Origin of the sequence: Bacillus pumilus (genome assembly GCF_038738535.1) — a bacterium.
Lineage (GTDB): Bacteria > Bacillota > Bacilli > Bacillales > Bacillaceae > Bacillus.
Genome location: NZ_CP046128.1, coordinates 720204 through 743625 on the forward strand (window position 1 = coordinate 720204; position 23422 = coordinate 743625).

At 43.7% G+C, this 23422-nt stretch carries 19 protein-coding genes; 14 read left to right on the top strand and 5 right to left on the bottom strand.

Annotated features, from left to right (window positions below; all coding sequences use genetic code 11):
• Positions 1-157 precede the first annotated feature (157 nt).
• Positions 158-1231: a tetratricopeptide repeat-containing glycosyltransferase family 2 protein gene (locus tag GKC25_RS03405; RefSeq protein WP_095285992.1), complete on the bottom strand. Its 1074-nt coding sequence runs from the start codon at positions 1229-1231 to the stop codon at positions 158-160.
• 134 nt (positions 1232-1365) lie between these two features.
• On the opposite strand from GKC25_RS03405, the gene GKC25_RS03410 reads away from it, so the two are divergent.
• A complete protein-coding gene (locus tag GKC25_RS03410) occupies positions 1366-3255 on the top strand; it encodes an ABC-F family ATP-binding cassette domain-containing protein (RefSeq protein ID WP_342689531.1) in 1890 nt (629 codons plus the stop codon).
• A gap of 25 nt (positions 3256-3280) precedes the next feature.
• Here GKC25_RS03410 and folE2 read toward each other — a convergent pair whose 3' ends face one another.
• Entirely contained in the window at positions 3281-4177 is an 897-nt protein-coding gene (gene folE2, locus GKC25_RS03415; RefSeq protein WP_034664546.1) for a GTP cyclohydrolase FolE2, read from the bottom strand.
• A 143-nt stretch (positions 4178-4320) separates the two neighbouring features.
• On the opposite strand from folE2, the gene GKC25_RS03420 reads away from it, so the two are divergent.
• Positions 4321-4746, top strand: coding sequence for a MerR family transcriptional regulator (locus tag GKC25_RS03420; protein WP_034664543.1), 426 nt, complete (start codon positions 4321-4323; stop codon positions 4744-4746).
• A 56-nt stretch (positions 4747-4802) separates the two neighbouring features.
• Entirely contained in the window at positions 4803-5993 is a 1191-nt protein-coding gene (locus tag GKC25_RS03425; RefSeq protein ID WP_095285989.1) for an MFS transporter, read from the top strand.
• Positions 5994-6037: 44 nt separating this feature from the next.
• On the opposite strand, the gene GKC25_RS03430 is transcribed toward GKC25_RS03425, so the two are convergent.
• Positions 6038-7591: an ABC-F family ATP-binding cassette domain-containing protein gene (locus GKC25_RS03430; RefSeq protein WP_095285988.1), complete on the bottom strand. Its 1554-nt coding sequence runs from the start codon at positions 7589-7591 to the stop codon at positions 6038-6040.
• A gap of 152 nt (positions 7592-7743) precedes the next feature.
• On the opposite strand from GKC25_RS03430, the gene GKC25_RS03435 reads away from it, so the two are divergent.
• On the top strand, positions 7744-8886 hold the full coding sequence (locus tag GKC25_RS03435) for a DEAD/DEAH box helicase (RefSeq protein WP_034664534.1): 1143 nt from the start codon (positions 7744-7746) through the stop codon (positions 8884-8886).
• Between the two features lie 34 nt (positions 8887-8920).
• Here the strand turns inward: GKC25_RS03435 and GKC25_RS03440 are convergent, their stop codons facing one another.
• On the bottom strand, positions 8921-9925 hold the full coding sequence (locus GKC25_RS03440) for an NADP-dependent oxidoreductase (protein ID WP_106038418.1): 1005 nt from the start codon (positions 9923-9925) through the stop codon (positions 8921-8923).
• Between the two features lie 108 nt (positions 9926-10033).
• Complete coding sequence (locus GKC25_RS03445) at positions 10034-10423, bottom strand: YfmB family protein (protein ID WP_034664527.1); 390 nt, start codon at positions 10421-10423, stop codon at positions 10034-10036.
• 221 nt (positions 10424-10644) lie between these two features.
• Here GKC25_RS03445 and GKC25_RS03450 point away from each other — a divergent pair, with 221 nt between their 5' ends.
• The 10 genes from GKC25_RS03450 to GKC25_RS03495 all read left to right on the top strand — a co-directional run bounded on the left by GKC25_RS03450 (position 10645) and on the right by GKC25_RS03495 (position 23409).
• Entirely contained in the window at positions 10645-10992 is a 348-nt protein-coding gene (locus tag GKC25_RS03450) for a general stress protein (protein ID WP_060595744.1), read from the top strand.
• 962 nt (positions 10993-11954) lie between these two features.
• On the top strand, positions 11955-12611 hold the full coding sequence (locus GKC25_RS03455; protein ID WP_034664521.1) for a class I SAM-dependent methyltransferase: 657 nt from the start codon (positions 11955-11957) through the stop codon (positions 12609-12611).
• Between the two features lie 349 nt (positions 12612-12960).
• Complete coding sequence (locus GKC25_RS03460; protein WP_034664517.1) at positions 12961-13686, top strand: GTP cyclohydrolase II; 726 nt, start codon at positions 12961-12963, stop codon at positions 13684-13686.
• Between the two features lie 33 nt (positions 13687-13719).
• Positions 13720-14523, top strand: coding sequence for a formylglycine-generating enzyme family protein (locus tag GKC25_RS03465; RefSeq protein ID WP_034664515.1), 804 nt, complete (start codon positions 13720-13722; stop codon positions 14521-14523).
• Between the two features lie 4 nt (positions 14524-14527).
• Positions 14528-16285, top strand: a complete 1758-nt coding sequence (locus GKC25_RS03470) for a WD40 repeat domain-containing protein (RefSeq protein ID WP_309416321.1) — start codon at positions 14528-14530, stop codon at positions 16283-16285.
• Between the two features lie 276 nt (positions 16286-16561).
• Complete coding sequence (gene ribD / locus GKC25_RS03475) at positions 16562-17644, top strand: bifunctional diaminohydroxyphosphoribosylaminopyrimidine deaminase/5-amino-6-(5-phosphoribosylamino)uracil reductase RibD (RefSeq protein WP_309416323.1); 1083 nt, start codon at positions 16562-16564, stop codon at positions 17642-17644.
• A gap of 116 nt (positions 17645-17760) precedes the next feature.
• The gene (locus GKC25_RS03480) at positions 17761-19989 is read left to right on the top strand and encodes an exosporium glycoprotein BclB-related protein (RefSeq protein ID WP_342689533.1); all 2229 of its coding nucleotides are present in this window, start codon (positions 17761-17763) and stop codon (positions 19987-19989) included.
• A 138-nt stretch (positions 19990-20127) separates the two neighbouring features.
• The gene (locus GKC25_RS03485) at positions 20128-21726 is read left to right on the top strand and encodes a sensor histidine kinase (RefSeq protein WP_034665229.1); all 1599 of its coding nucleotides are present in this window, start codon (positions 20128-20130) and stop codon (positions 21724-21726) included.
• A 3-nt stretch (positions 21727-21729) separates the two neighbouring features.
• The gene (locus GKC25_RS03490; RefSeq protein ID WP_034665245.1) at positions 21730-22428 is read left to right on the top strand and encodes a response regulator; all 699 of its coding nucleotides are present in this window, start codon (positions 21730-21732) and stop codon (positions 22426-22428) included.
• 3 nt (positions 22429-22431) lie between these two features.
• Positions 22432-23409 (top strand): tripartite tricarboxylate transporter substrate-binding protein, encoded by a 978-nt coding sequence (locus GKC25_RS03495; RefSeq protein WP_106038420.1) that lies wholly within the window; start codon positions 22432-22434, stop codon positions 23407-23409.
• Positions 23410-23422 lie beyond the last annotated feature (13 nt).

Sequence of the window (23422 nt, forward strand, 5' to 3'; positions counted from 1 at the left end):
ATAAATCTTTTCGTAAGACGAATGTTAGTATATGCGTAATTGACAATTTAGTCAATTGGTTGAAAAACGCTTTAAATCACTAAAGTGTTAAACACGAATTTGTGCATAAAAAGAGACATCCGCTGGCAGGTGGAAGGCGGATGTGGTGACGGGGGATCTATGTCTGTTCAGCAAATATTTTTTCATTGAACAGCACACTTGGATGAGTGGGGTAATGGGCGGAGGAGGCAAGGTGATGTGTCTTGGCTTTTTCCAAATCGCCGAGCTGATAATAACAATAGCAAAGCTGGAGATGTGGATACCACGTTTTATACTGTGTGAGTGTGAAGGCTGTTTCGTTTTCAGGAGCCTTCAGCGCCTGCTCATACCAAAAGATCGCTGCCTGATGTTTATTTTGTATTTTTAGATGATCCCCGATCCGGCAGCAAAATTCTGGCCGGGGCTGATCATATAAGAAAGAGCGTAATAATGAGGATAAAGCCGCTTCCTCGAAGCCTACCGCATAATAGCAGTCGGCTAAATATTGGCATGTGCGAATTTCATCCTCAATCCAGCACTGTTTTGTCGCTAAAAATTCATGATAAAAACGAATCGCCCTGACATGCTGCCTGTTATCTCTTAATTCATTGGCAAAGTAAAAGAGATCACGTGGCGTCATGTCCTCTCCTTTTGCGAGCATGTCTTCATAAATTCGCAGGTTGCGCCCAGGCTCACCAGTGGTTGTTTTCTTGCGCTTTTGATGTGTGACGGCTATATCGGCTGGAAAGATGTTGCCATACACTTGAAGAAACTCATGTACGGCCCCGTACCACTGAAAGTTCAAGACACGCTTCACAAGGCGATTTCTTCTATATTTAAAATTCACCCGACCGTCTTGATCAAATCCCACATGATAAAACATTGAGACGGCATCCACCGAAGGATCAAGCGTCTCTTTGAGCTGAAGAAGTTTTTGACGGTCTTCTTCAAGCAGAACATCGTCAGCATCAAGCCATAAAATATACTCTTTCGTTGCATGTGAGAAAGCGAAATTGCGGGCTTTTGCAAAGTGCTGAACCCATTCGAAATCAAGTACCTGTGCTGAAAAGGAGTGAGCAATCTCCTTCGTACGATCTGTTGACCCTGTATCAACAATGATCATCTCATCTACAATGTCTTGGACAGAGGAAAGGCAGTCCGCTAACACCTCCTCTTCATTTTTCACAATCATACATAAGCTAATGGTTACCATCTTTAGATCACCTCTTCATAGTGTATCGAGCAGCAAAAGGAAACATTCTTTTCAGCAGCGGGTTTTTTTAAAACTAGTTTTCTGCTACTGGCTGATTTAAAATAAAGGGAGAATCTATGTAAGGGCTGATAAAAATGAGTTTATTGAATGTTGAAGGATTATATAAAACATATGGCGAGAAAACGCTGTTTGATCATATTTCTTTTCATATAGAACCAAAGGAACGCATCGGATTGATTGGACCAAACGGAACAGGAAAGTCAACGCTCCTAAAGGTCATTGCGGGACTTGAATCGTTTGAGGAGGGTGACATCTCGAAAGCAGGGACACTTGATATCGAATTTCTCGAGCAAGACCCTGAAATGAGCGGGGATGAAACGATTCTTGATTACATTTTTTCTGGAACGGCACCCATGATTCAAGCGATGAAGGCGTATGAACAGGTGCTAGCCGATTTAGAGCATGATCCGCAAAATGAAGCAAAACAAGAAGCGCTGATGCGCATGCAAAATCGAATGGATCAGGAAGACGCATGGGATGCGAACCTGTCAGCAAAAACGATTTTGACAAAGCTTGGCGTCAAAGATGTGAGCCGCTCTGTTCATGCCTTATCAGGCGGACAGAAAAAGCGTGTCGCGATTGCTAAAAATTTAATTCAGCCTGCGGGATTGCTGATTTTAGATGAGCCAACCAACCATCTCGATAATGCAACGATTGAATGGCTCGAAGGATATTTGAGTCAATACAGCGGTGCTGTCATTCTGGTGACGCATGATCGTTATTTCCTAAACCGTGTGGCCAACCGAATTTATGAATTGAATCAAGGGCAGCTCTATACGTATAAAGGAAATTATGAAGTCTTTTTAGAAAAAAGAGCCGAACGAGAAGCAGAAGCTCAGGTGAAAGAAACGAAGCGTCAAAACTTACTCAGACGAGAGCTTGCATGGCTGAGAAGAGGAGCAAAAGCAAGATCGACGAAGCAAAAAGCACGCATCGGCAGAGCCGAAGAGCTGATGGATCAAAAAGGGCCTGATGCGAAAGGAGAGCTTGATTTCGCTATCGGCTCGCACCGCCTAGGAAAACAAGTCATAGAGGCAGAAGACTTATCAATTTCATTTGCTGGCCAGACCCTTGTGGAGCGGTTTACAGATTTAGTCGTGCCGGGCGACCGGATTGGATTTATCGGACCGAATGGAGTCGGCAAAACGACTCTTCTTAACTGTCTAGCGGGTAAAATAGAACCGACTACAGGACAATTGACCATTGGACAAACCGTTCGCATTGGCTATTACACGCAGGATCACAAGGAAATGGATGAAGAACTGACCATCATTGAGTACATCAAGGAAACAGCTGAGATCGTCAAGACATCTGATGGCGCCATCGTGACAGCAGAGCAAATGCTAGAACGGTTCCTATTCCCAAGATCCATGCAGCGGACGTTTATTCGCAAGCTGTCAGGGGGAGAACGCCGCAGATTGTATTTATTGAAAGTCTTAATGGAAGAACCAAATGTTCTCTTTTTAGATGAGCCGACGAACGATCTTGATACGGAGACCCTCAGCATTTTAGAGGATTATTTAGAACAGTTTCCTGGCGTTGTCATGACCGTATCGCATGATCGTTATTTCTTAGACCGAGTGGTTCATCGTCTGCTTGTCTTTGAAGGAAATGGCCGCATTTCACACTACCAAGGCGCTTACAGCGATTACATGGAGCAAGAAAAAGAGGCGAAGCGGACAGAGACAAAGCCTGCTGAGAAACAAGTAGAAGCGGCACCTAAAAAGAGAAAAAAACTTTCTTATAAAGACCAGCTTGAATGGGACGGAATTGAAGACCGGATACAGGCTTTAGAGGAAAAACACCAGCAGCTTGAATCCAGCATTGCGGAGGCAGGCAGTGATTTTGGAAAAATTCAAGAGCTGATGGACGAACAAAAAGCCGTTGCTGAAGAACTAGAACAAGCAATGGACCGCTGGACAGAACTATCGCTGATGATTGAGGAATTAGAGAGTCATGACTAAGAAATAAGAAACCTGTAGAGTTGATCTACAGGTTTTTTTGATAAGAGCATTTCGCATAGGCATCATGCTGATGAATGGATTCCTCATTACGACACTCGACTTGAAAGCCCCTGACCCATGGCTGCTCATATAATTCGATGGCCATTAACCTTGTGAGATCTTCTACAAAGCGTGGATTTTCATAAGCCTCTTCTGTCACTTTCTTTTCATCAGGTCTTTTAAGCACAGGATAGAGCGGTGCACTCGCATTGGACTCAATGATATGTAAAAGAGCTGCTTTCATGTCTTCAGGAAATGATGTTTGTTCAAACAACTCTACCTGAATGGAAACAGAGCCACGCTGATTATGTGCACCGTATTCACTAATTTCTTTAGAACAAGGACATAATGTGGTGACTTGTGCATCGCAGCCAATATGACAGGTCCATCCATCCTTTTCATGAAAATGAATGTCATATGTGATTGTCGCATGCATCAAACCCGATTTCCCGGTGACTGGGCTTTGCTTTTCCATGTACCAAGGGAAGGAAACTTGAACCGAGGCAGATGACTGATTCATCTGACGGGTAAGCGCTGCTGTCAATGCTTTTAAGCTATTCACATCAAGCGGCTTGCCGCTTTCGTAAAACGAGTGCAGCTGTTCAGTGAGACGGCTCATATGAATGCCTTTTTCGTGAGCTCTCAGGGAGGTACTCAGTGCAAAGTCAGCAGAAGTTATTTGGTCCTGCGGTGCCGTTTTAGACAAAATTCGTACAGGATAAGACACGCGGCAGATGCCGACTTGTTCAAGATGAAAATAAAAGTCCTGCTCCGTCTTTTGGATGTCAGTCATGTTCTCTTTTTGAGGGGGCTTCGTTCCAAGGCTTGGCGGTACAGATCCGAATTGTTGGTGTCGTTCTTTTTTGGGTGGAAAAGAAAACATGAGATCCCTCCTTTAAATCGTAATTATTACTATTTATTTTGCATCAAAACACGAGAAAAATCAAGAGTGCAAACATTTACGTTTACGTTAAGGTTATAAAGGTGTATAATAAATCATGAATTGATGAGCAGGAGGCACTGGCAATGGAATGGATGAAAATTGATCAAGTGGCGAAAAGAAGCGGACTGACCAAACGGACGATACGTTTCTATGAAGAGATTGGTTTATTATCAGCACCAAAGCGGACAGAGGGCGGTGTCAGACTTTACTCAGAGGACGACATGGAAGAACTAGAGAAAGTGATGCAGGCAAAAGAGGTACTTGGGTTTTCTTTACAAGAGCTTCAATCGTTTATGGAAATAGGAAAGCAGCTTGAGCTGAATAAAGAGGGTTACTTGCTGTCGCTTGATCCGAAGGAACGATTAGAGAAGCTGTTAGATATTGAGGCGCAGCTGTCTGTACAGCATCAATTGATTACAAAAAAGCTTGAAACGATTCAATCTTTTAAAAAGGATCTTGAAACGATGAAAGAAAGAGCGGCTCATGCAATTGAGCAATTACAAAAATAAACACCTCTGCGTGTTTATTTTATTTTGTCAACATTTGAAGGAAAGGTTCTGATGGAATGAAGGAAGAAGAAGTGTTGAAACAGCGTACAAGTCTGCTTAGGCAGCCGAAAGCCGTCTGGGCTGTTGCCTTTGCGTGTGTGATTTCATTTATGGGGATAGGACTTGTGGACCCGATCTTGCCAGCCATTGCATCACAATTAGATGCATCTCCAAGTCAGGTCTCCCTTTTATTTACGAGCTACTTACTTGTGACCGGCTTTGTCATGTTTTTTACCGGCTTTATCTCTAGTCGGATTGGTGCGAAATGGACGTTATTAGTAGGACTCATTTTTATTATTGTCTTTTCTGCTTTAGGCGGTACCTCTTCAACGATTAATGAATTAATCGGCTTTAGAGGCGGATGGGGCATTGGGAATGCCTTATTTATTTCAACTGCCCTCTCTGTCATTGTCGGTGTGTCTGTTGGAGGAAGTGCGAAGGCCATTATTTTATACGAGGCTGCACTAGGTCTTGGGATTTCGGTTGGACCGCTGCTTGGCGGAGAGCTTGGGACGATCTCTTGGCGCGGGCCATTCTTTGGCGTTGCGGTGTTAATGCTTGTTGCTCTTTTAGCCATTACGTTTATGCTCCCGCCGATGCAAAAACCTCAGAAAAAGGTGAAATTATTCGAGGCTGTGGGGGCGTTAAAATATAAAGGGCTATTAACGATGGCATCTGCGGCTTTCTTATACAATTTTGGTTTCTTTGTGCTTTTAGCCTATTCGCCATTTGTGCTTCATCTGGATGAGCATGGTCTTGGTTATGTCTTCTTTGGATGGGGACTATTTTTGGCCGTGACATCCGTCTTCTCAGCGCCGGTCATTCATCGCAAGCTTGGGACATTGACTTCCCTTGTGGTTCTGTTTGCTTCATTTGCTGTGATTTTATTCGGCATTGGGGTATGGACTTCACATGTTGTAGTCGTCATCTGCGGAATTGTTATTGCTGGGGGCATCCTTGGCATGATCAATACAGTGCTCACGACCGCTGTGATGGGATCGGCGCCGATTGAACGTTCGATTGCTTCATCCTCTTACAGTGCTGTGCGGTTTATTGGGGGCGCGATTGCTCCTTGGATTGCCGGCGTACTTGCTGAATCTTACACAGCAAGCACCCCTTACTATGTAGGGGCGGCTGTCGTTCTGTTAGGCATGATCATCCTGCTTCTTGGCCGTAAACATCTCGTCAATATTCAAGCAGGTCATTAAATAGAAAAAAGCCTTATATCTTATGCAGATATAAGGCTTTTTTGTTAAAGTACTTTGGTTGTCCAAGTTTCACAATTCCATGTGTCGGTTGCAACATCTTGATAAAATTCAGGTTCGTGAGAGATCAATAAGACGCTCCCTTTGTATTCTTTTAACGCTCGTTTTAGTTCTTCTTTGGCATCGACATCCAAGTGATTGGTCGGCTCATCGAGAACAAGTAAGTTGGTTTCTTCGTTGATCAGCTTGCAAAGACGGACCTTTGCTTTTTCTCCTCCGCTTAATACAGACACGCGGCTTTCAATATGCTTTGTCGTTAATCCGCATTTTGCAAGAGCGGCTCTGACTTCATATTGCGTGTAAGAAGGGAAGGTACTCCACACCTCTTCAATACAAGTGTTGCTGTTTTGCTCTTTTACTTCTTGCTCAAAGTAGCCAATATGCAGGAATTCTCCGCGTTCCACCTCACCAGAAATTGGCGTGATTTCTCCAAGAAGACTTCGCAGCAATGTCGTTTTTCCGATACCGTTAGCGCCGTATAACGCAATTTTTTGCCCGCGTTCCATTTTCAGATTCAATGGACGAGAGAGCGGTTCATCATAACCAATGACCAAATCTTTTGTTTCAAAAATCAATTTCCCGGAAGTTCGTGCCAGCTTAAAGTGGAATTCAGGCTTTGGCTTTTCTGCTGCCAATTCAATCATATCCATCTTATCCAGTTTCTTTTGACGGGACATGGCCATATTTCTTGTGCTGACACGCGCTTTGTTTCTTGCAACAAAATCCTTTAATTCAGCGACTTCCTGCTGCTGCCTTTTATAAGCTGCTTCAAGCTGCTGCTTTTTGACTTCGTACACTTGTTTAAATTGATCATAATCACCAACATAGCGAGTGAGCTCTTGATTTTCAACATGATAAATCAAGTTAATGACGCTGTTTAAAAATGGAATATCATGTGAAATGAGGATAAACGCATTTTCATATTCCTGTAAATAGCGCTTCAGCCACTCAATATGCTGCTCATCTAAATAGTTGGTTGGCTCATCGAGAAGGAGAATTTCTGGCTTCTCCAACAGCAATTTCGCAAGCAATACTTTTGTACGCTGTCCGCCGCTCAGCTCCGTCACATCACGGTCCAGCCCAAGATCCGTTAACCCAAGACCTCTCGCTATTTCTTCGACCTTGGAATCAATGATATAGAAATCATTGTTTGTGAGCGCATCTTGAATGACGCCAACTTCCTCTAACAGCTTTTCCAGCTCATCAGGATCGGCTTCACCCATTTTGCCGTAAATGTCATTCATCGCAGCTTCCATGGAAAATAAATAGTGGAATGCATCTTGAAGCACTTCGCGGATCGTTCTTCCCTTTTCTAGCACAGTATGCTGATCAAGGTAGCCGACACGGACATTTTTTGCCCATTCGACTTTTCCTGCATCTGGCTCCAGCTTGCCAGTAATAATATTCATAAACGTTGACTTTCCTTCACCGTTGGCGCCAATTAAGCCGACATGCTCGCCTTTTAATAAACGGAAGGAGACTTCGTGAAAAATGGCTCTGTCGCCAAAGCCATGGCTTAAATCTTTAACAGATAATATCATTTTTTACACCTCAAATAGATTCAAAACGGCTAGTGCCTCTCATGATTATATCGAACTGTCCGGCTCGATAAAAGCATCAAAAGAAAAATTGCGTTTCAAAGCTGATTTTGAGATACTAAAGGATAGATTGAATGAGGATAAAGGAGATCGACATGATAGAAAATTGGGCATTTTTGAAAGAAGCAAAGCCATTTATTCAGGAAAACTTTCAAGCGGCTGGCTTCGAAAAACCAACAGCTATACAAGAAAAAACAGCAGAGTGGATTACGGAGAAGCGTGATGTGATCGCGGAATCGCCTACGGGAACGGGGAAGACACTGGCGTATGTGTTGCCGCTTTTAAATAAAATCGATGTGAATATCAAACACCCGCAAGTCTTAATCTTGGCACCTTCAAGAGAGCTTGTGATGCAAATTTTTGATGTCGTGCAAGAGTTCAAACAAGGATCAGACATCAAAGCGGTCTCCTTGATTGGTGGAGCGAACATCAAAAAGCAGCAGGAAAAACTAAAGAAACACCCGAACATCGTTGTCGCAACACCTGGCCGTGTACAGGAATTAATCAAAATCAAAAAACTGAAAATGCATGAAGTGAAAACGGTCGTGCTAGATGAAGCAGATCAGCTTCTTGTGCCAGAGCATATGAAAACGATCCAAGCGATCATTAAATCCACATTAAAAGAAAGACAAATCCTCTGTTTTTCTGCGACGCTGAAAGAGGAAACGGTTCAACTGATTAAACAAATGACGTCTGAACCAGAAGTATTGAAAATTGCCAGAAGTGAGGAAGAAGCGCAGAAAGTAGGACACTATTATCTGTTATGTGATCAGCGTGATAAAGTGAAATTACTGCAAAAGCTATCACGCCTTGAGGACATGCAGGCGCTCGTCTTTGTGCGTGATATTACGAATTTAAGCATTTATGCAGAGAAATTAGCGTATCACCATGTCGACCTTGGTGTGCTTCATAGTGAAGCGAAAAAAGCAGAGCGTGCTATCATCTTAAAGGAATTTGAACAGCGTGAATTTCCGCTTCTCCTTGCAACAGATATCGCAGCAAGAGGCATCGATATTGACGATCTGCCGTACGTAATCCATGCCGACCTGCCAAACGAAGAAGGCTATATCCACCGTTCAGGCAGAACCGGGCGCGCAGGAAAGGAAGGGGCTGTCATCAGCCTAGTCACACCTCAAGAGCATGCAACGCTCAAAAAAATGGCGAAAAAGCTGAATCTTTCGCTTCAGGAAATTGTTTATAAGCAAGGCCAGCTGCATCTTGCCCCCAAGCAGGCATAAAAAAGGACCCTTCCACATGGAGGGGCCTTTTTTATTATGAAATTTTGACAAGCTGTTTTCCGACATTTTCACCTTTGAATAGTCCAAGGAATGCATCAGGAATGTTGTCAAAGCCTTCAATGATTGTTTCTTTATAAGTCAGTTTGTCTTCTTTTACCCATTGTGCGAGATATCTTGCAGCCTCTTCAAAACGATCTGAATAGTTGGCAACAATGAAGCCTTGCATCAATGCGCTTGTTTTAATGAGTTTTGTTTGCACACGCGGTCCGATGTCCTCGCTTGCGCTAATGTTATAAGACGAAATCGCGCCGCACACTGGAATACGTGCAAAGCGGTTCAAATGATTCATCACGGCATCAGAAATTTCGCCGCCAACATTGTCAAAATACACATCGACGCCGTTAGGGCACGCCTTTGCTATGGCATCATCTAAATCATTTGTTGTTTTATAATTAATCGTTTCATCAAAGCCCAGCTCTTTTAAGTAAGCCAGCTTGTCATCAGATCCGGCAATCCCAACGACGTGTGCGCCTTTGATCTTAGCAATTTGTCCCACAACGGAACCAACAGCACCTGCGGCTCCAGAAATGACAACGGTCTCGCCTTCTTTTGGCTGGCCAATCGCAAGAAGTCCGAAATAAGCGGTTTGCCCTGGCATGCCCAAAATTCCTAAATAATAGGACAATGGCGCAATGGATGGATCAATTTTAGTCAGAGATTCAGCTTTGGCTGTGGAATATTCTTGCCAGCCAAGGAATCCAAGAACAAAATCCCCTTTTTCAAATTGAGGCGAATTGGATTCAACGACTTCTCCGACAACACCGCCCTGAATCACTTCATTTAGCTTGAATGGAGGTGTATAGGATTTTGTATCCTGCATTCGTCCTCTCATATAAGGATCTACAGAAACATATTTCGTTTGAATCAAGACTTCGCCATCTTGCGGCACAGGTATATCGACTGTTTCAAAATGAAAAACATCTTTTGTAGGTAATCCTTTTGGACGTTTGGCTAATTGAATTTGCTTTTGTTGACTCATGTCAAATCCTCCCTTTCACTTGCAGCCTAGATTTACATTAACATGATGCTTCTTTTCATTCAAAACATACGGTCTTTTTCAAACACATACAAAAAAGCAGCCGCCATCTCATAGATGAGGACTACTTTTTTGGAAGGCAACAGAGAGGAGCGGCGGTAGACAGCCAAACAGCTGATACACGTCCGCATCACGTTCTTTTAACAAATATTCGTTCGCATTTTGCATGGAGGCTTTCATCATATCGCGCGTCACAAAAGGAAAAAGGATATTCAAGTATGAGGACAACAGGTCTTGTGGATCTTGTTCAATCGACTCGATATCTCCAATGTTAATGATGATTGAAAAGAGATAATCAATGGAGATGCGAAAGTGCTGTTCAGCAAACAATGTAAGCGGCTTTGCTTTTGCTTCTTCAGGATTCCACTTCTGAAAAAGCTGTTTCACCAAATCACTGACAACCCAAGCATTAAACTGCTGCTCCGCTGAAAAGTAATACATCAGCTCTACCTCATTTCTAGCCTCCAGTATAAGAATTGTACAACAAAACAGCAGGGATGAATACAATATTTCAGAAAATTTAGTCATTTTTACAGGATTTTTGTCAAAAATAAGCCAATAGGCACGGTTAGTACACAATGTAAAATGGATGTGCTCAAGGAAGGTTTAATGACAAAAGTGACGGGTAAAAGATTCGTAAGACGCTAAAGGAGGAATATAAAATGAAACCTGTTGTAAGAGAGTATTCAAATGATGAGACACTTCAAAGAGATGTAGAGCAATTAAAAGCACTCGGTGTAGCAAGAGAGGACATTTATGTTCTGTCCCATGACGATGATCGTACAGAGCGTATTGCTGGAAATGCAGATGCTAATACGATAGGTCAAAGAGAAGTTGGACTTAAACATGCTGTTGGGAACATCTTTAGTAAAAAGGGCGATGAGCTCCGAAATAAAATCCATGAAATTGGTTTCTCTAAAGAAGAAGCTGAGAAATTTGAAGAACATTTAGACGAAGGAAAAGTCCTTCTCTTTGTGACAGACCATGAAAAAGTGAAAACTTGGGCATAAACGCCAACTGAAAAAAGCCTCTTACTTTCGTAAGGGGCTTTTTTTCATGCCGATATCTCTGAAGGAGAGAACATATCTTTTTTACTATAATAAGAAAAAACAGCAGATTGGAATAAACAGTAAATCATCTAATTGAAAATACAGATATACCAAAGAAAATGATCGGAAATGAGAAAAGAATAGTAAAAATTTCACAAAAATCCATTCGGGAAATAATCATTGTATCTTTCGATTTTGTTTCAAAATGTAATAAAAATCTTGTGTAATTTAGTAGATAAATTTCTTAGTTCTATTGGTTTATGTTGTATTTTTGTGTAGAAATAAGTGTTTTGAGGTCAAAAAACCACGAAAAATACCTGTATTTTCAATTAGAAAATTCATTTTAATGTTTAGGAAATAATTTGTTGACAAAATAATCTAAAAACAATATATTTGGCTTATTCCAATCATTGTGGAAGTAGTTGTTAAATATCTGATGAGTTTATTCAAGGCACATTCTAGTGAGAGGTGGTGTCATAAAACCAAGGTACAAGCGCTTTTAAGAGAAAAAGCTTGCTTGGAATATTTCTACTAAAACATAAGAAAACGGTCTTTTACAATGGTAGCCGATCTAAACAGTAGATTGACCTTTCTACTATGATCCCTTTGCAAGAGATATTCAAAAGACGTTATGTTCTTGTCTAAGAGAGAAAGCGGTTTCAATAAAGGCTGTGAGTTGATCGAACGGTGAAGGAGGTGAACTCATATGAAAAAAAGAGACAATAAGCTGAGGCGCTGCAGCTCTCAAATGGCTGCATATGAGGATGCATGCTGAAAAAGAAGAGTGAACATGTGGGATGCTACTCTCCTTTTTCAGAAAACAGATTTTCCTAAAAAATCCATCTTTCATTTTAACATAAGGTTTTTGGCTTGAAAATGACCTTTGCCCGAAAAGTCGATTTTGAATAGAAGGAGGTCCTGTGATGAAAAAAGCTTTATACCATGAAGACAGTGGGTTGTATCTAGAAAAAATGCGTATGGCATTTCAAGAACATTATGAGAAAAGAACAGATATGTGGTCTACTGATCCATCCTTAACAGATGCAGCCGTGATGTCATTAAAGGCATGGCATTCACGGGAAAAGAATGCACTTGCTTCTGTGCTCGATATCGGGTGCGGGAACGGCCGGGCACTTGAACATTTAAGGGGGCTTTCTGCATATGTCGGTATCGACCTGTATGAGCATGAGGAGTGGGAAGGATTACAGAAAAGAGAAACGGTTCCTGTCCATTTTGTTCATCAAGATTTTATGTCCTGGTCGATGGATCAGGGACGCGGGATGCAGTTTGATTTAATTTTAGATCATGGCTGCTTTCATCACCAGCATCCTGATGATCATGAGCGTTATTTAAAACAGGTCTCCTCTTTGCTTCATGAAGGCGGCGTCTTCTCACTTGTTGTATGGGGAGAAGAGTGGAGAACAGGGTTGATCGGAGAAGATGGCCGTTTCCACTTTTCATTTTCAGACTCTCAGCTTGGAGAAAGAATTTGTTCATCAGGTCTGGAGCTTGTATCGATTACACCATTAAAAGCAAAGGCCGGCATTAGCCAGCATCATGTCATTGCCGTCAAAATCTAGTACAAAGGTGATCACTCAAACCTAGCAGAGGTGTTCATTCTAATAAAGAGCATGCATCATGTAAGAATCGAAAGGCGTTAACATCGTATGAACCAAGATTTCTGCTCCTTTGTACTGGACAAGACCTAGATTGAAACATTGCTAGAAGAGGTGGAACGGAAACATTTTTGCGAAAATCAAGGTCTGAACGATGAGAGGCATCGCACATCTATATTCTTCTTTTTAGGCATGAGTGCCGCTTGAAATAGGAGCACACATGTTAAGTAAGGGAGTGCGGACACATATTCATCACTCCATCACTGCGCTATGAGAGTCGATTTGGGTGCAGCGATGAATAGGGGGGAGACAAATGAACAAGTTTGTAGATGAATTACAATCAATGATTCATCATTTTACCTTTCAAGAAAAAAACTATTTGCTCGTGGGGCCAGTGAACCTGCCGATCTCCATTCAACATGAAGAAGTGCCATTTAAATGGTATGCCTTCGCACCTGTTGAAGGGGAGACAAAACCAACGATCGAATCTATTGTCCAAATGAGTACCGCGCAGCAAACCTTTTCCTCTTGTCTCTTATTTGGCGACTTTGAAAATGAGGTGCCGCCGCTAGTGCGAATTCATAGTGTCTGCCAAACAGGGGATGTGTTTGGGTCACTGAAATGTGACTGCGGTCCACAGCTTGCGTTATCGCTGAAGAAAATCACCGATTACGGTAAAGGCATGCTCGTATATATGGCCAATCAAGAAGGGCGGTCAATTGGGCTGATGGCGAAAGCATTGACGTATAAATTACAGGAAATGAAGCTGGATACATTTGAAGCCAACCGCCTAATCGGGTGCGGAGATGATGACCGGCATTACGAGGAGGCAGCGGCTGTTCTGCACTATTTAAACAAAGGGAAACCAATGCACCTCCTAACGAACAATCCAGATAAAGTCGATTCCATTGCTGCCTACGGTCTTCCTGTTTTGCGGTTTGATCATACGGTCGAAGCCTCTCTCTATAATGAAGCCTATTTAAAGGCAAAAGCAGCCTCGGGGCATATGGTCGATGAGAAAAAATTAATTAATCAGTAGATGAGTTTACTTTAAAGAAGGCGGGAGAAAAGCGTGAAACCAGAAATCAATTGGATTCAAATCCCAAGCGGCTATGCAACGATTGGAAGTAATGAAGAAGATATGAAAAAGGCATCAGAATTCTGGAAGGACAAGCTTCTCAATCCAACCTACGGCCGTGAGAAAAAATTTCAAAAATGGCTGTACAAAGAATTTCCATCCTATCAGCCGTATATCAATGAATTTTTTATTTCAGATACGGTCGTCACCAATGAATGGTATCAAAGCTACTGTGATGAAACAGGCCAGGCGTACCCGGAGAGCTTAACGAATCAAGAGCTTGGTGGCGGGAAAGATCATCCGGCTTGGGGCATGGATATCGAGGAAGCCTTCTCGTTCTGCCAGTGGCTGAGCGGGAAACTTGGGATAGACGTGTCGATTCCTACTGAAGAAGAATGGGAATATGCTGCCCGGGGAAATACGAGAAATCAATACCCGTGGGGAGATGAGTTTGATCCTTCTTTATGTAATACGTTCGAATCAAATATTGAAAAAACGACGCCTGTCCGTCAATACAAAAAGGGCAGATCCTTATTTGGTCTTTATGATATGGGGGGCAACGTCGAGGAATGGGTCAACACCAAATATCATGTATACGAAGGCGGCATCGAGGTCGTAGATGATTTAACGGAGACGCTTGGCAGTGATTACTACATTTTAAAAGGCGGCTCCTTTGCAAGAGGCGGAGATTTATGCAGAGTCGCCAGAAGACACGGGAAGCATCCAGATCCCGTTTTTCGATTTACTGGCTTTCGTGTAGTGACTCGTCAAAAACAACATATAAAGGTGGGAGTGTAAAATCATGCATAGAGGACCGATTACATCTGTTTTATCAACTCAGCAGGACCAAATTGTTTACACTGGCGGCTATGACCGTTGTATTTATAAGTGGAACCGGGCAACAGGAGAAGGAACGTTTATTGGAAGTCACGAGCATATCATTAACTCTTTATCTCTTTCTGAAAACGGAAAGTATTTAGCGAGTGCATCGTCAGACTACACCATTCAATTGTATGATACAGGCACTCATACTCGAATTCGCACCCTGTTTGGTCATGCGGATGATGTAGAAGCCGTCGCCTTTGCCAAACAGGATACCTTACTAGTATCGGTGTCTAGAGATAGAAGGTGCTTAGTGTGGGATATCGAAACAGGAGCTATTTTAAGAGAATTCCATGGACATAGCAAAGATGTATTAGCTGTATGGATACATGGCGATAAAGCTTATACAACAGGTGATGATGGCTACGTTCTTGTATGGCTGTATGATACAGGAGAAATTGTAGGGGAAATTGGTCCGTTTGATTATGAGCTGGACACAATCAGCGGCAGCAATCAAAAAGAAGTGTTCGCTCTTGGCAGAGACGATGGCACCGTCATTATTTATGATGCGGTTACTTTACAGGAGAAAAAAATCATTAAAGCCCATTTACAGGGCGTCAAGCGGGTGAACTTTTCTCCAAGCGGCAATTACTTGCTGACAGCAGGCTATGACCATTTAATTAAGCTGTGGAATTATGAAACAGGGGATTTAGTCGATACGTTGCTGCCTCATAAATATCAGTGGGAGCGCTCGCTTGTCTGGACGGAGGATGAGAAATCGATCCTAGGAGCCAGCTTTGGAAAAACGTATTGTGAATGGTCTATTGAAAAGGGAAAAGTTGTATCAGATGAGATTGAAATGGCGACACCATCTATTAATGATATTGCGCTGACTGATGCGGGAGATATCATCACAGCATCAGATGACGGAAAATTCAGAAAGAACGGGATTGAAATCGCTAAATCGACAGGCGTTTTAACAAATGGAGTGGCCGTCGCACGAGATGGAAGCTATTATGCGTGGGGAGATCATGCAAGTCAGGTGCATATTGTTCATGAATCATTACAGCAAATGGTTTCGTTTGATCTCAACACAGGGCCGGTCAACAGTGTGTATTTCCACGAGGAGGATCGGCAATTCTATATTGGAACTTACGGCGGTTATGTACATGTCATTTCGACAGAACATTTAAAGGAAATTGGCCGTTCCAAAGCACACGATTGTGCTGTTAAAGCATTAAAAGTAGAAGGAGATCATATCATCACAGCCGCGGTAGAAGGAACCATCTGTCTTTTAGATAAGAAGAGCTTGTCTTTAAAAGCGAAATATATCGGAGCGACAGAGCTGTTAAATGATGTATTCATTGATAGTAAAAGAGATCGTATTGCCATTGTCAGCCGTGACAAGAATGTGAGATTGTTTGATTTGCATACAGGAAGAATTTTAGACCAGCATAATGAACACCAGTATTCTATTAAATCTGTCTCTGTCACAGACTCTGGCTATATTGTGAGCGGAGATTATTGGGGCTATATCGTTGTGTGGAATCCAGAGCTGGAGTTCAATACCGGCCCAATTAGAATTGCCAAGAATGGGATTAGTGCCATCAGACAATTAGACAATGATGTATACGCAAGCTCATATGACGGCGGGATTTATCATATTCGAGAAGATGGCACACATACTGAAGTACTGCGCTTATTTGAACAATTTCCGAAAGAAGTAATCTCTCATTAAGAAAAAGAATGTAAGCGGGGGATTCTCATGATAAGTGTTTGCAAGGAACATATGAAAAAAGGCTTGACTGTACTCAATTGTCCGCATGTGCTCCTCATTAATAAATATGAATTACGCAAATGCTGTTTTTGTAAACAACGAGCATCATATAAACTTTTTTATTCCTTGCCTTACTATGATCGATCTGAAAAGAAACGGATGGAAAAAATATGAGAATAGAACTCCTTCATTTCCTGAAGGAGTTCTTTCCCTTGAAAGAGAAGAAAGGAGACTCACATGAAAGACGATGTTTTTTATATGAAGCTGGCGATTGCCAACGCAAAGGCAATGAAAGGGCAAACCTCCCCAAACCCGCTTGTCGGTGCAGTCATTGTACAGCAAGGTGAGATTGTTGGGATTGGTGCTCACATGAAGGCGGGCGAACCTCATGCTGAAATTCATGCGCTGCAAATGGCAGGGGAAAAGGCAAAGGGAGCTGACATGTATGTGACGCTTGAACCTTGTTCGCATCATGGGAAAACGGGTCCTTGCACGGAAGCCATTATCAAAAGTGGTGTGAAACGTGTAGTCATTGCGACGCAAGACCCAAATCCGCTTGTCGCAGGTAAGGGGGTTACCATGTTGAAACAAGCAGGGATCGAAGTAGATGAAGGAATATGTAAACAGGAGGCGGACGGCTTAAATGTGCCTTTTTTTCATTTCATTCAATCAGACCTTCCTTACGTCATATTAAAATCAGCCATTTCGTTAGACGGGAAAATTGCAACATCTCATCTTGAAAGCAAATGGATCACAGGAACAGAAGCGAGGAAAGAAGTGCAGCAATTTCGTCAAGAAGCCGATGCTGTGATAACAGGCGTCGACACGATTATTCAAGATGATGCAGGTCTTATTGTGAAAGATTCAATGGCGACCCAGCCCATTCGTGTCATTTTAGATTCCACATTAAGGATTCCGCTTCATGCGAAATGTTTAACAGATCATATGACGGAAACCATTATTTGCACCTCGCACATGTATGATCAGAAAAAGTATGAACAGCTGGTAGATAAAGGGCATCAAGTCTATGTCACAAGCGGAGAGCAGCGGACAAATATTCATGACGTGTTACGAATGCTGAAGGAACGTTCTGTCATGTCAGTTCTCGTTGAAGCAGGAGGAAATGTGAGTGCGTCCTTTTTAGAAGAATCACTAGTCAATGAAGCCGTCATTTATATGGCACCTTTATTAATCGGTGGAAAACATGCACCTACTTTTTTTGAAGGAGAAGGGGTGAAAAAACTAAAAGAAGCGATCCGTCCAGCAGATATTGAATATAGTATGGTTGGAAAAGATATCAAAATGACAATAAAATTCTAATAAATGTAAGACTTTGTGCATCGAGCGCAAGGTCTTTTCAATACTTCTTGATAAAAATAAAAGTGTACATACACCTTTCCAAGGAATGATGAATACGATGGATGGGGGGTGATTCCATGAGAAGATGTAGACTATGCGGAAAGACATATCCAACTCATTCGACAGACCACTACCAAAAAGGAAGCTGGTATGATGCGTATAAGGATGACGGCTGGGAATGTGATAGTTGTAAGAAAGGGAAATCTGGAAAGCCAGGGAAACCAGTGAAAAATCCTTGCTGTGGAAAAGATCCTTGTGTTTGTGTGATTCAAGGTCCGCCAGGCGGGAGAGGAAGAAGAGGTCCAGCAGGTCCAGCAGGTGCAGTGGGTCCAGCGGGTCCAGCAGGCCCGGCAGGAGCAACTGGAGCCACTGGTGTAGGCTTAACGGGCATCGTGGCATTTGATCCAGCGGTAGCCCCAACCTATCCAGTAGGTCAAGTCGTGACATTCAATGGAAGTACGTATGTGGTGAATTCAGCGCCGCCAACAGGTACGCCAGGTACGTCACCAGATTATACATTGTTAGCAGCTGCTGGTGAAACGGGTGCAACCGGAGCAACAGGTACAGGAGCGACCGGTGCGACAGGAGATACAGGTGCGACTGGAGTTACCGGAGCAACCGGAATCACAGGAGCCACAGGAGCAACAGGTACAGGAGCAACCGGTGCAACAGGTGATACGGGAGCGACTGGAGTTACCGGAGCAACTGGGATCACAGGAGCCACAGGAGCAACAGGTACAGGAGCAACCGGTGCAACAGGTGATACGGGAGCGACTGGAGTTACCGGAGCAACCGGGATCACAGGAGCCACAGGTACAGGAGCGACCGGTGCAACAGGAGCAACCGGTGCGACTGGAGTTACCGGAGCAACCGGGATCACAGGAGCCACAGGAGCAACCGGTGCAACAGGAGATACCGGCGCCACCGGAGTCACCGGAGCGACCGGAGATATCGGGGCCACCGGAGTCACAGGAGCAACAGGAGCAACAGGAGCAACAGGAGCAACAGGAGCAACAGGAGATACTGGCGCCACCGGAGTCACCGGAGCGACCGGAGTAACGGGAGCAACAGGAGATATCGGAGATACCGGAGTCACCGGAGCGACCGGAGATACCGGAGCGACCGGAGTAACGGGAGCAACAGGAGATACCGGCGCCACCGGAGCGACTGGAGTAACGGGCGCCACCGGAGATACCGGCGCCACCGGAGCGACCGGAGTCACAGGAGATACCGGCGCCACCGGAGCGACTGGAGTAACGGGAGCAACAGGAGATATCGGGGCCACCGGAGTAACGGGAGCGACCGGAGATACTGGAGTCACCGGAGTCACAGGAGCAACAGGAGATATCGGGGCCACCGGAGATACCGGCGCCACCGGAGCGACCGGAGTCACAGGAGCAACAGGAGATATCGGGGCCACCGGAGTCACAGGAGCAACAGGAGATACTGGCGCCACCGGAGTCACCGGAGTCACCGGAGCGACCGGAGATACCGGAGCGACCGGAGTAACGGGCGCCACCGGAGATACCGGCGCGACCGGAGCGACTGGAGTAACGGGAGCAACAGGAGATATCGGGGCCACCGGAGTAACGGGAGCGACCGGAGATACTGGAGTCACCGGAGTCACAGGAGCCACCGGAGTAACGGGAGCCACAGGAGATACCGGAGTCACCGGAGCGACTGGAGTAACGGGAGCGACCGGAGATACCGGCGCGACCGGAGTCACAGGAGCCACCGGAGTAACGGGAGCCACCGGAGATACCGGCGCGACCGGAGTCACGGGAGCGACTGGATCGAGTGCGATTATTCCATTTGCATCAGGTACCCCTGCTGTCTTGACTACAATTGCAGGGGGTCTTGTCGGAACTTCTAGTTTGGTCGGCTTTGGTAGCTCTGCAACAGGCGTTAGCATACTAGGTGGTATCATCGACTTAACAGGAGCAGCAGGTACTCTTTTAAATATGGCATTCTCTGTACCAAGGGATGGCACTATTACTTCATTTGCCGGATACTTTAGTACTACGGCAGCATTGGCTTTAGTCGGCACGAGTATTACAGTGACAGCTAGCTTATTTGCTTCACCGACACCAGATAACAGCTTCACTCAAGTAGCGAGTGTCACGTTGGCACCACCATTAACGGGGATTTTAACTATTGGTGCTATTTCAAACGGAATCGCTACCGGCCTGAATGTGCCAGTTACAGCAGAAACAAGATTACTGGTTGTTTTCTCTGCGACTGCAACAGGCTTATCTTTAATTAACACTGTAGCAGGCTATGCGAGTGCAGGCTTATCTATCACGTAATTGAAACAGGGATGACTCGATTTGAGTCGTCCTTTTTTGTTTGAATGAATTTTCTCTTAACTTCGTAAGAAAAAATGATATGATTTTCTTAGAGTCTAGTCGATGAATCTACTTGAATTAGGGGTTGTAGCGGTGAGGATGGGCAAAAGGAAAGTCACTTTACAAACGAAAATCTTGGGGTTAATTATCGGGCTTTTGCTTGTTGTCATTGCGTTATTGACCATTTGTTTTGGTTTTCTGCAGACATCAGAAAGGCAGCGGCAAGCTGAACAGCTGGCGGTGCAAACCGCTAGAACAATCTCATATATGCCGCCCATTAAAACATCGGTGGGCACCTCATCAGTGTCTGAGTATGAAGAACAGGCAGTGCTTGAGCAAATGAAGGATCAAGTCAGAGCACATGCCATCTTCATTACCAATCAAAAAGGGAAGGTCCTTTTTCATACGAATCATGAGAATGTAGGAAAAACCATCAGTGTATTTAGAGGAAGAAGTACCCTGCTATTTGGGGGAACCTCCATATCAACGGGTGATTCTAATGGTGAAACCGTTGTCAGAGGCAGTGCCCCGATTATGAAAGAAACAGGCAAGCATGAAGAAATTATTGGGACAGTCACCGTCGAATTTTTAAAAAAGGAAATTGATCAAGCGACAGCCCATCAACTAATCAAGCTTAGCTATATTGCCCTTCTTGTGCTCTTGCCTGGTATATTCGGAGCGATTTTTTTAACAAGAAGTATTCGCAAAGATACATTAGGGCTTGAACCGCACGAAATTGCTTCATTATTTCGAGAAAGAGAAGCGATGCTGCTTGCTATAAAAGAAGGGATTATTGCATTTGACCGCAAAGGCGCGATAACGATGATGAATACATCTGCTGAACACATGCTGCGCGTTTCATCCGAGCTGCCGCTTCATGTTGACCAAGTCTTGCCAAAAGCGAATCTCCTTTTCTATTTAAAGGCAGAAACGATTGAACCGAACATCGAAACCGTTGTCAATGATAAAACCTATGTCTTAAATGTGAAAAAAGTGGTGCAGGACAATCGAGTTTTTGGGGGAATTGTGAGCTTCCGAGAGAAAACAGAGCTGACGAAGCTGCTGGATACATTAACAGAGGTCAGCCAATATTCAGAAGACCTGAGGGCACAAACGCATGAATTCTCAAATAAGCTGTACGCCATTTTAGGTTTGCTTGAGCTGAAGCAAGTGGATGAGGCCATCGACTTAATAAAGGAAGAATATACGCTGCAAAACCGTCAGCACGATTTACTCATGAAGCAAATTCGATCTCCTAAAATACAAGCCATCTTACTCGGCAAGTTAGGGAAAGCTTCTGAGAAGAAGGTTCATTTCCACATCGATGAAAATAGTTCATTGGAGCCGCTTCCACCACATTTAAGTCTATCTCACTTTATTACCATCATTGGTAATCTTGTAGATAACGCCTTTGAGGCCGTACTAAATAAGGAGACGCGCGAGGTAAGCCTGTTCATTACAGATATTGGGTTTGATATTATCATAGAAGTATCTGATTCAGGTGATGGAGTAAACGAGGAAGAACTTACACATATTTTCACAAGAGGCCATTCGTCAAAGGGGGAAGGACGAGGCTACGGGCTAGCGAATGTGAAAGAAGTATTGGACGAACTTGGGGGCTGGATTGAAGTGACGAACCAAAAAGAAGGCGGTGCCATCTTCACTGCATACATACCGAAAGGCACAAAGGGGGAATAAATGGTGATGAAGGTACTCATTGCGGAGGATGATTTTCGAATCGCAGCCATTCATGAATCTTATATACAACAAATAGAAGGATTTCAAGTCGCCGGAAAGGCAAAGAGTGCAAAAGATATGTGGGAGGCGCTCCAAAAGGAACAAGTCGACCTCATCCTGCTTGATGTATATATGCCCGATGAGCTCGGTACAAACCTGTTGCCGCTTTTAAGAGAACACTATCCAGAAATAGATGTAATTATTATCACGGCTGCAACGGAAACGACACTTTTAAGAGATGCACTTCATTACGGAGTGGTTCATTATTTAATCAAACCAGTGACCGCACAAAAGTTTGCGCAAGTTTTAACCGAATATAAAGAGAAGAAAGACATCATCAATTCTAAGGATGAAGTCAATCAAACGATGATTGATTTGTTTTTTGGACAGATGCAAGAAGAGCCAAAAGAAAAGGATGGCAGGGACCTGCCTACAGGGATCAATTCGCTGACTTTGGACAAGGTGAAAACATTGATGGCATCAGAGAATAATGGGATTACAGCGGAAGAACTCGGAGAAAAGATGGGGGCTTCACGCACAACAGCGAGACGGTACGTCGAGTATCTCGTGACAACAGGAGAATGCCGGGCAGAGCTTGCGTACGGAATCATTGGCAGACCAGAACGGAAATATTATCCTGCCATAAAGCAAGCGGAGTCATAAAAGATGAAAAAAGGAATATGCCTTGTCATTATGATCTGTCTTTGTATGACGCTCACCTTTAATGAAAAAAAGGGAGGCGACTCTTTCCTGCAGCACAGCCCATTATATATTGTGGTGTCTGGTGTCCCTGACGGCGGCTTTGACCAAACAGCTCAAGTGATGAAATCAGTGCTCGAGAAAGAAAAGCTGGTGAAGCGGCCGGTGAATATCCTTTATCAAAGAGGCGGAACGGTGGATAAAGGATGGACATATATGATGGAGCGAGATACCAACTATGTTAGTTTGAATTCAAGCTTATTGTTAAGCCGTAATTTGCTTGGCAGCAGTAACATGACAATGAACGATGTCACACCGCTCGCCATTTTGGCAGAAGAGTGGCAGGTCGTCGCAGTCCCAGTGGATTCTCCCTTTTCAAATGGGAAGGAGCTATTAAACACACTAAAGAAGAAACCAGATTCCTTAAAAATTGGATTTGCCCCAGACTTCGGTAATGATGATCAAATCTCGTTCGCACGAGCGGCAGAAATGGCAGGAATTGATCCATACCGCATCCAATTTTTGAAATTTGACAGTGCAGATGATTTATTTCAAGCGCTGATTGACCATGAGGTAGATGCAGCAACGACCACGATTACAGAAGTTCGTCATGATTATGAAAAGAAGAGGCTAAAGCTTGTAGCAACCACAACGAATCAGCGTTTAGCGGGATTTGAAGATGTGCCGACTTGGAAAGAGCAAGGCATCCCGCTCATCTTCTCTCATTGGCGTGGTGTGATGGGCCCAAAGCAAATGAATCAGCATGATATTCGTGAATGGGATCAGCTTCTTCAAAAAATGACACAAACGAAGTCCTGGAAAAAGCAATTAAAGCAAAAGGGCTGGACAAGTCGTTATATGAACAGCAAAGAGTCAAAGATCTTTATGGAGGAGCAATTAAGGCGATATGAGCAGTTTATCCAAGGAGAACAAGCGGTCGAGTGAGACCGCTTTTTTT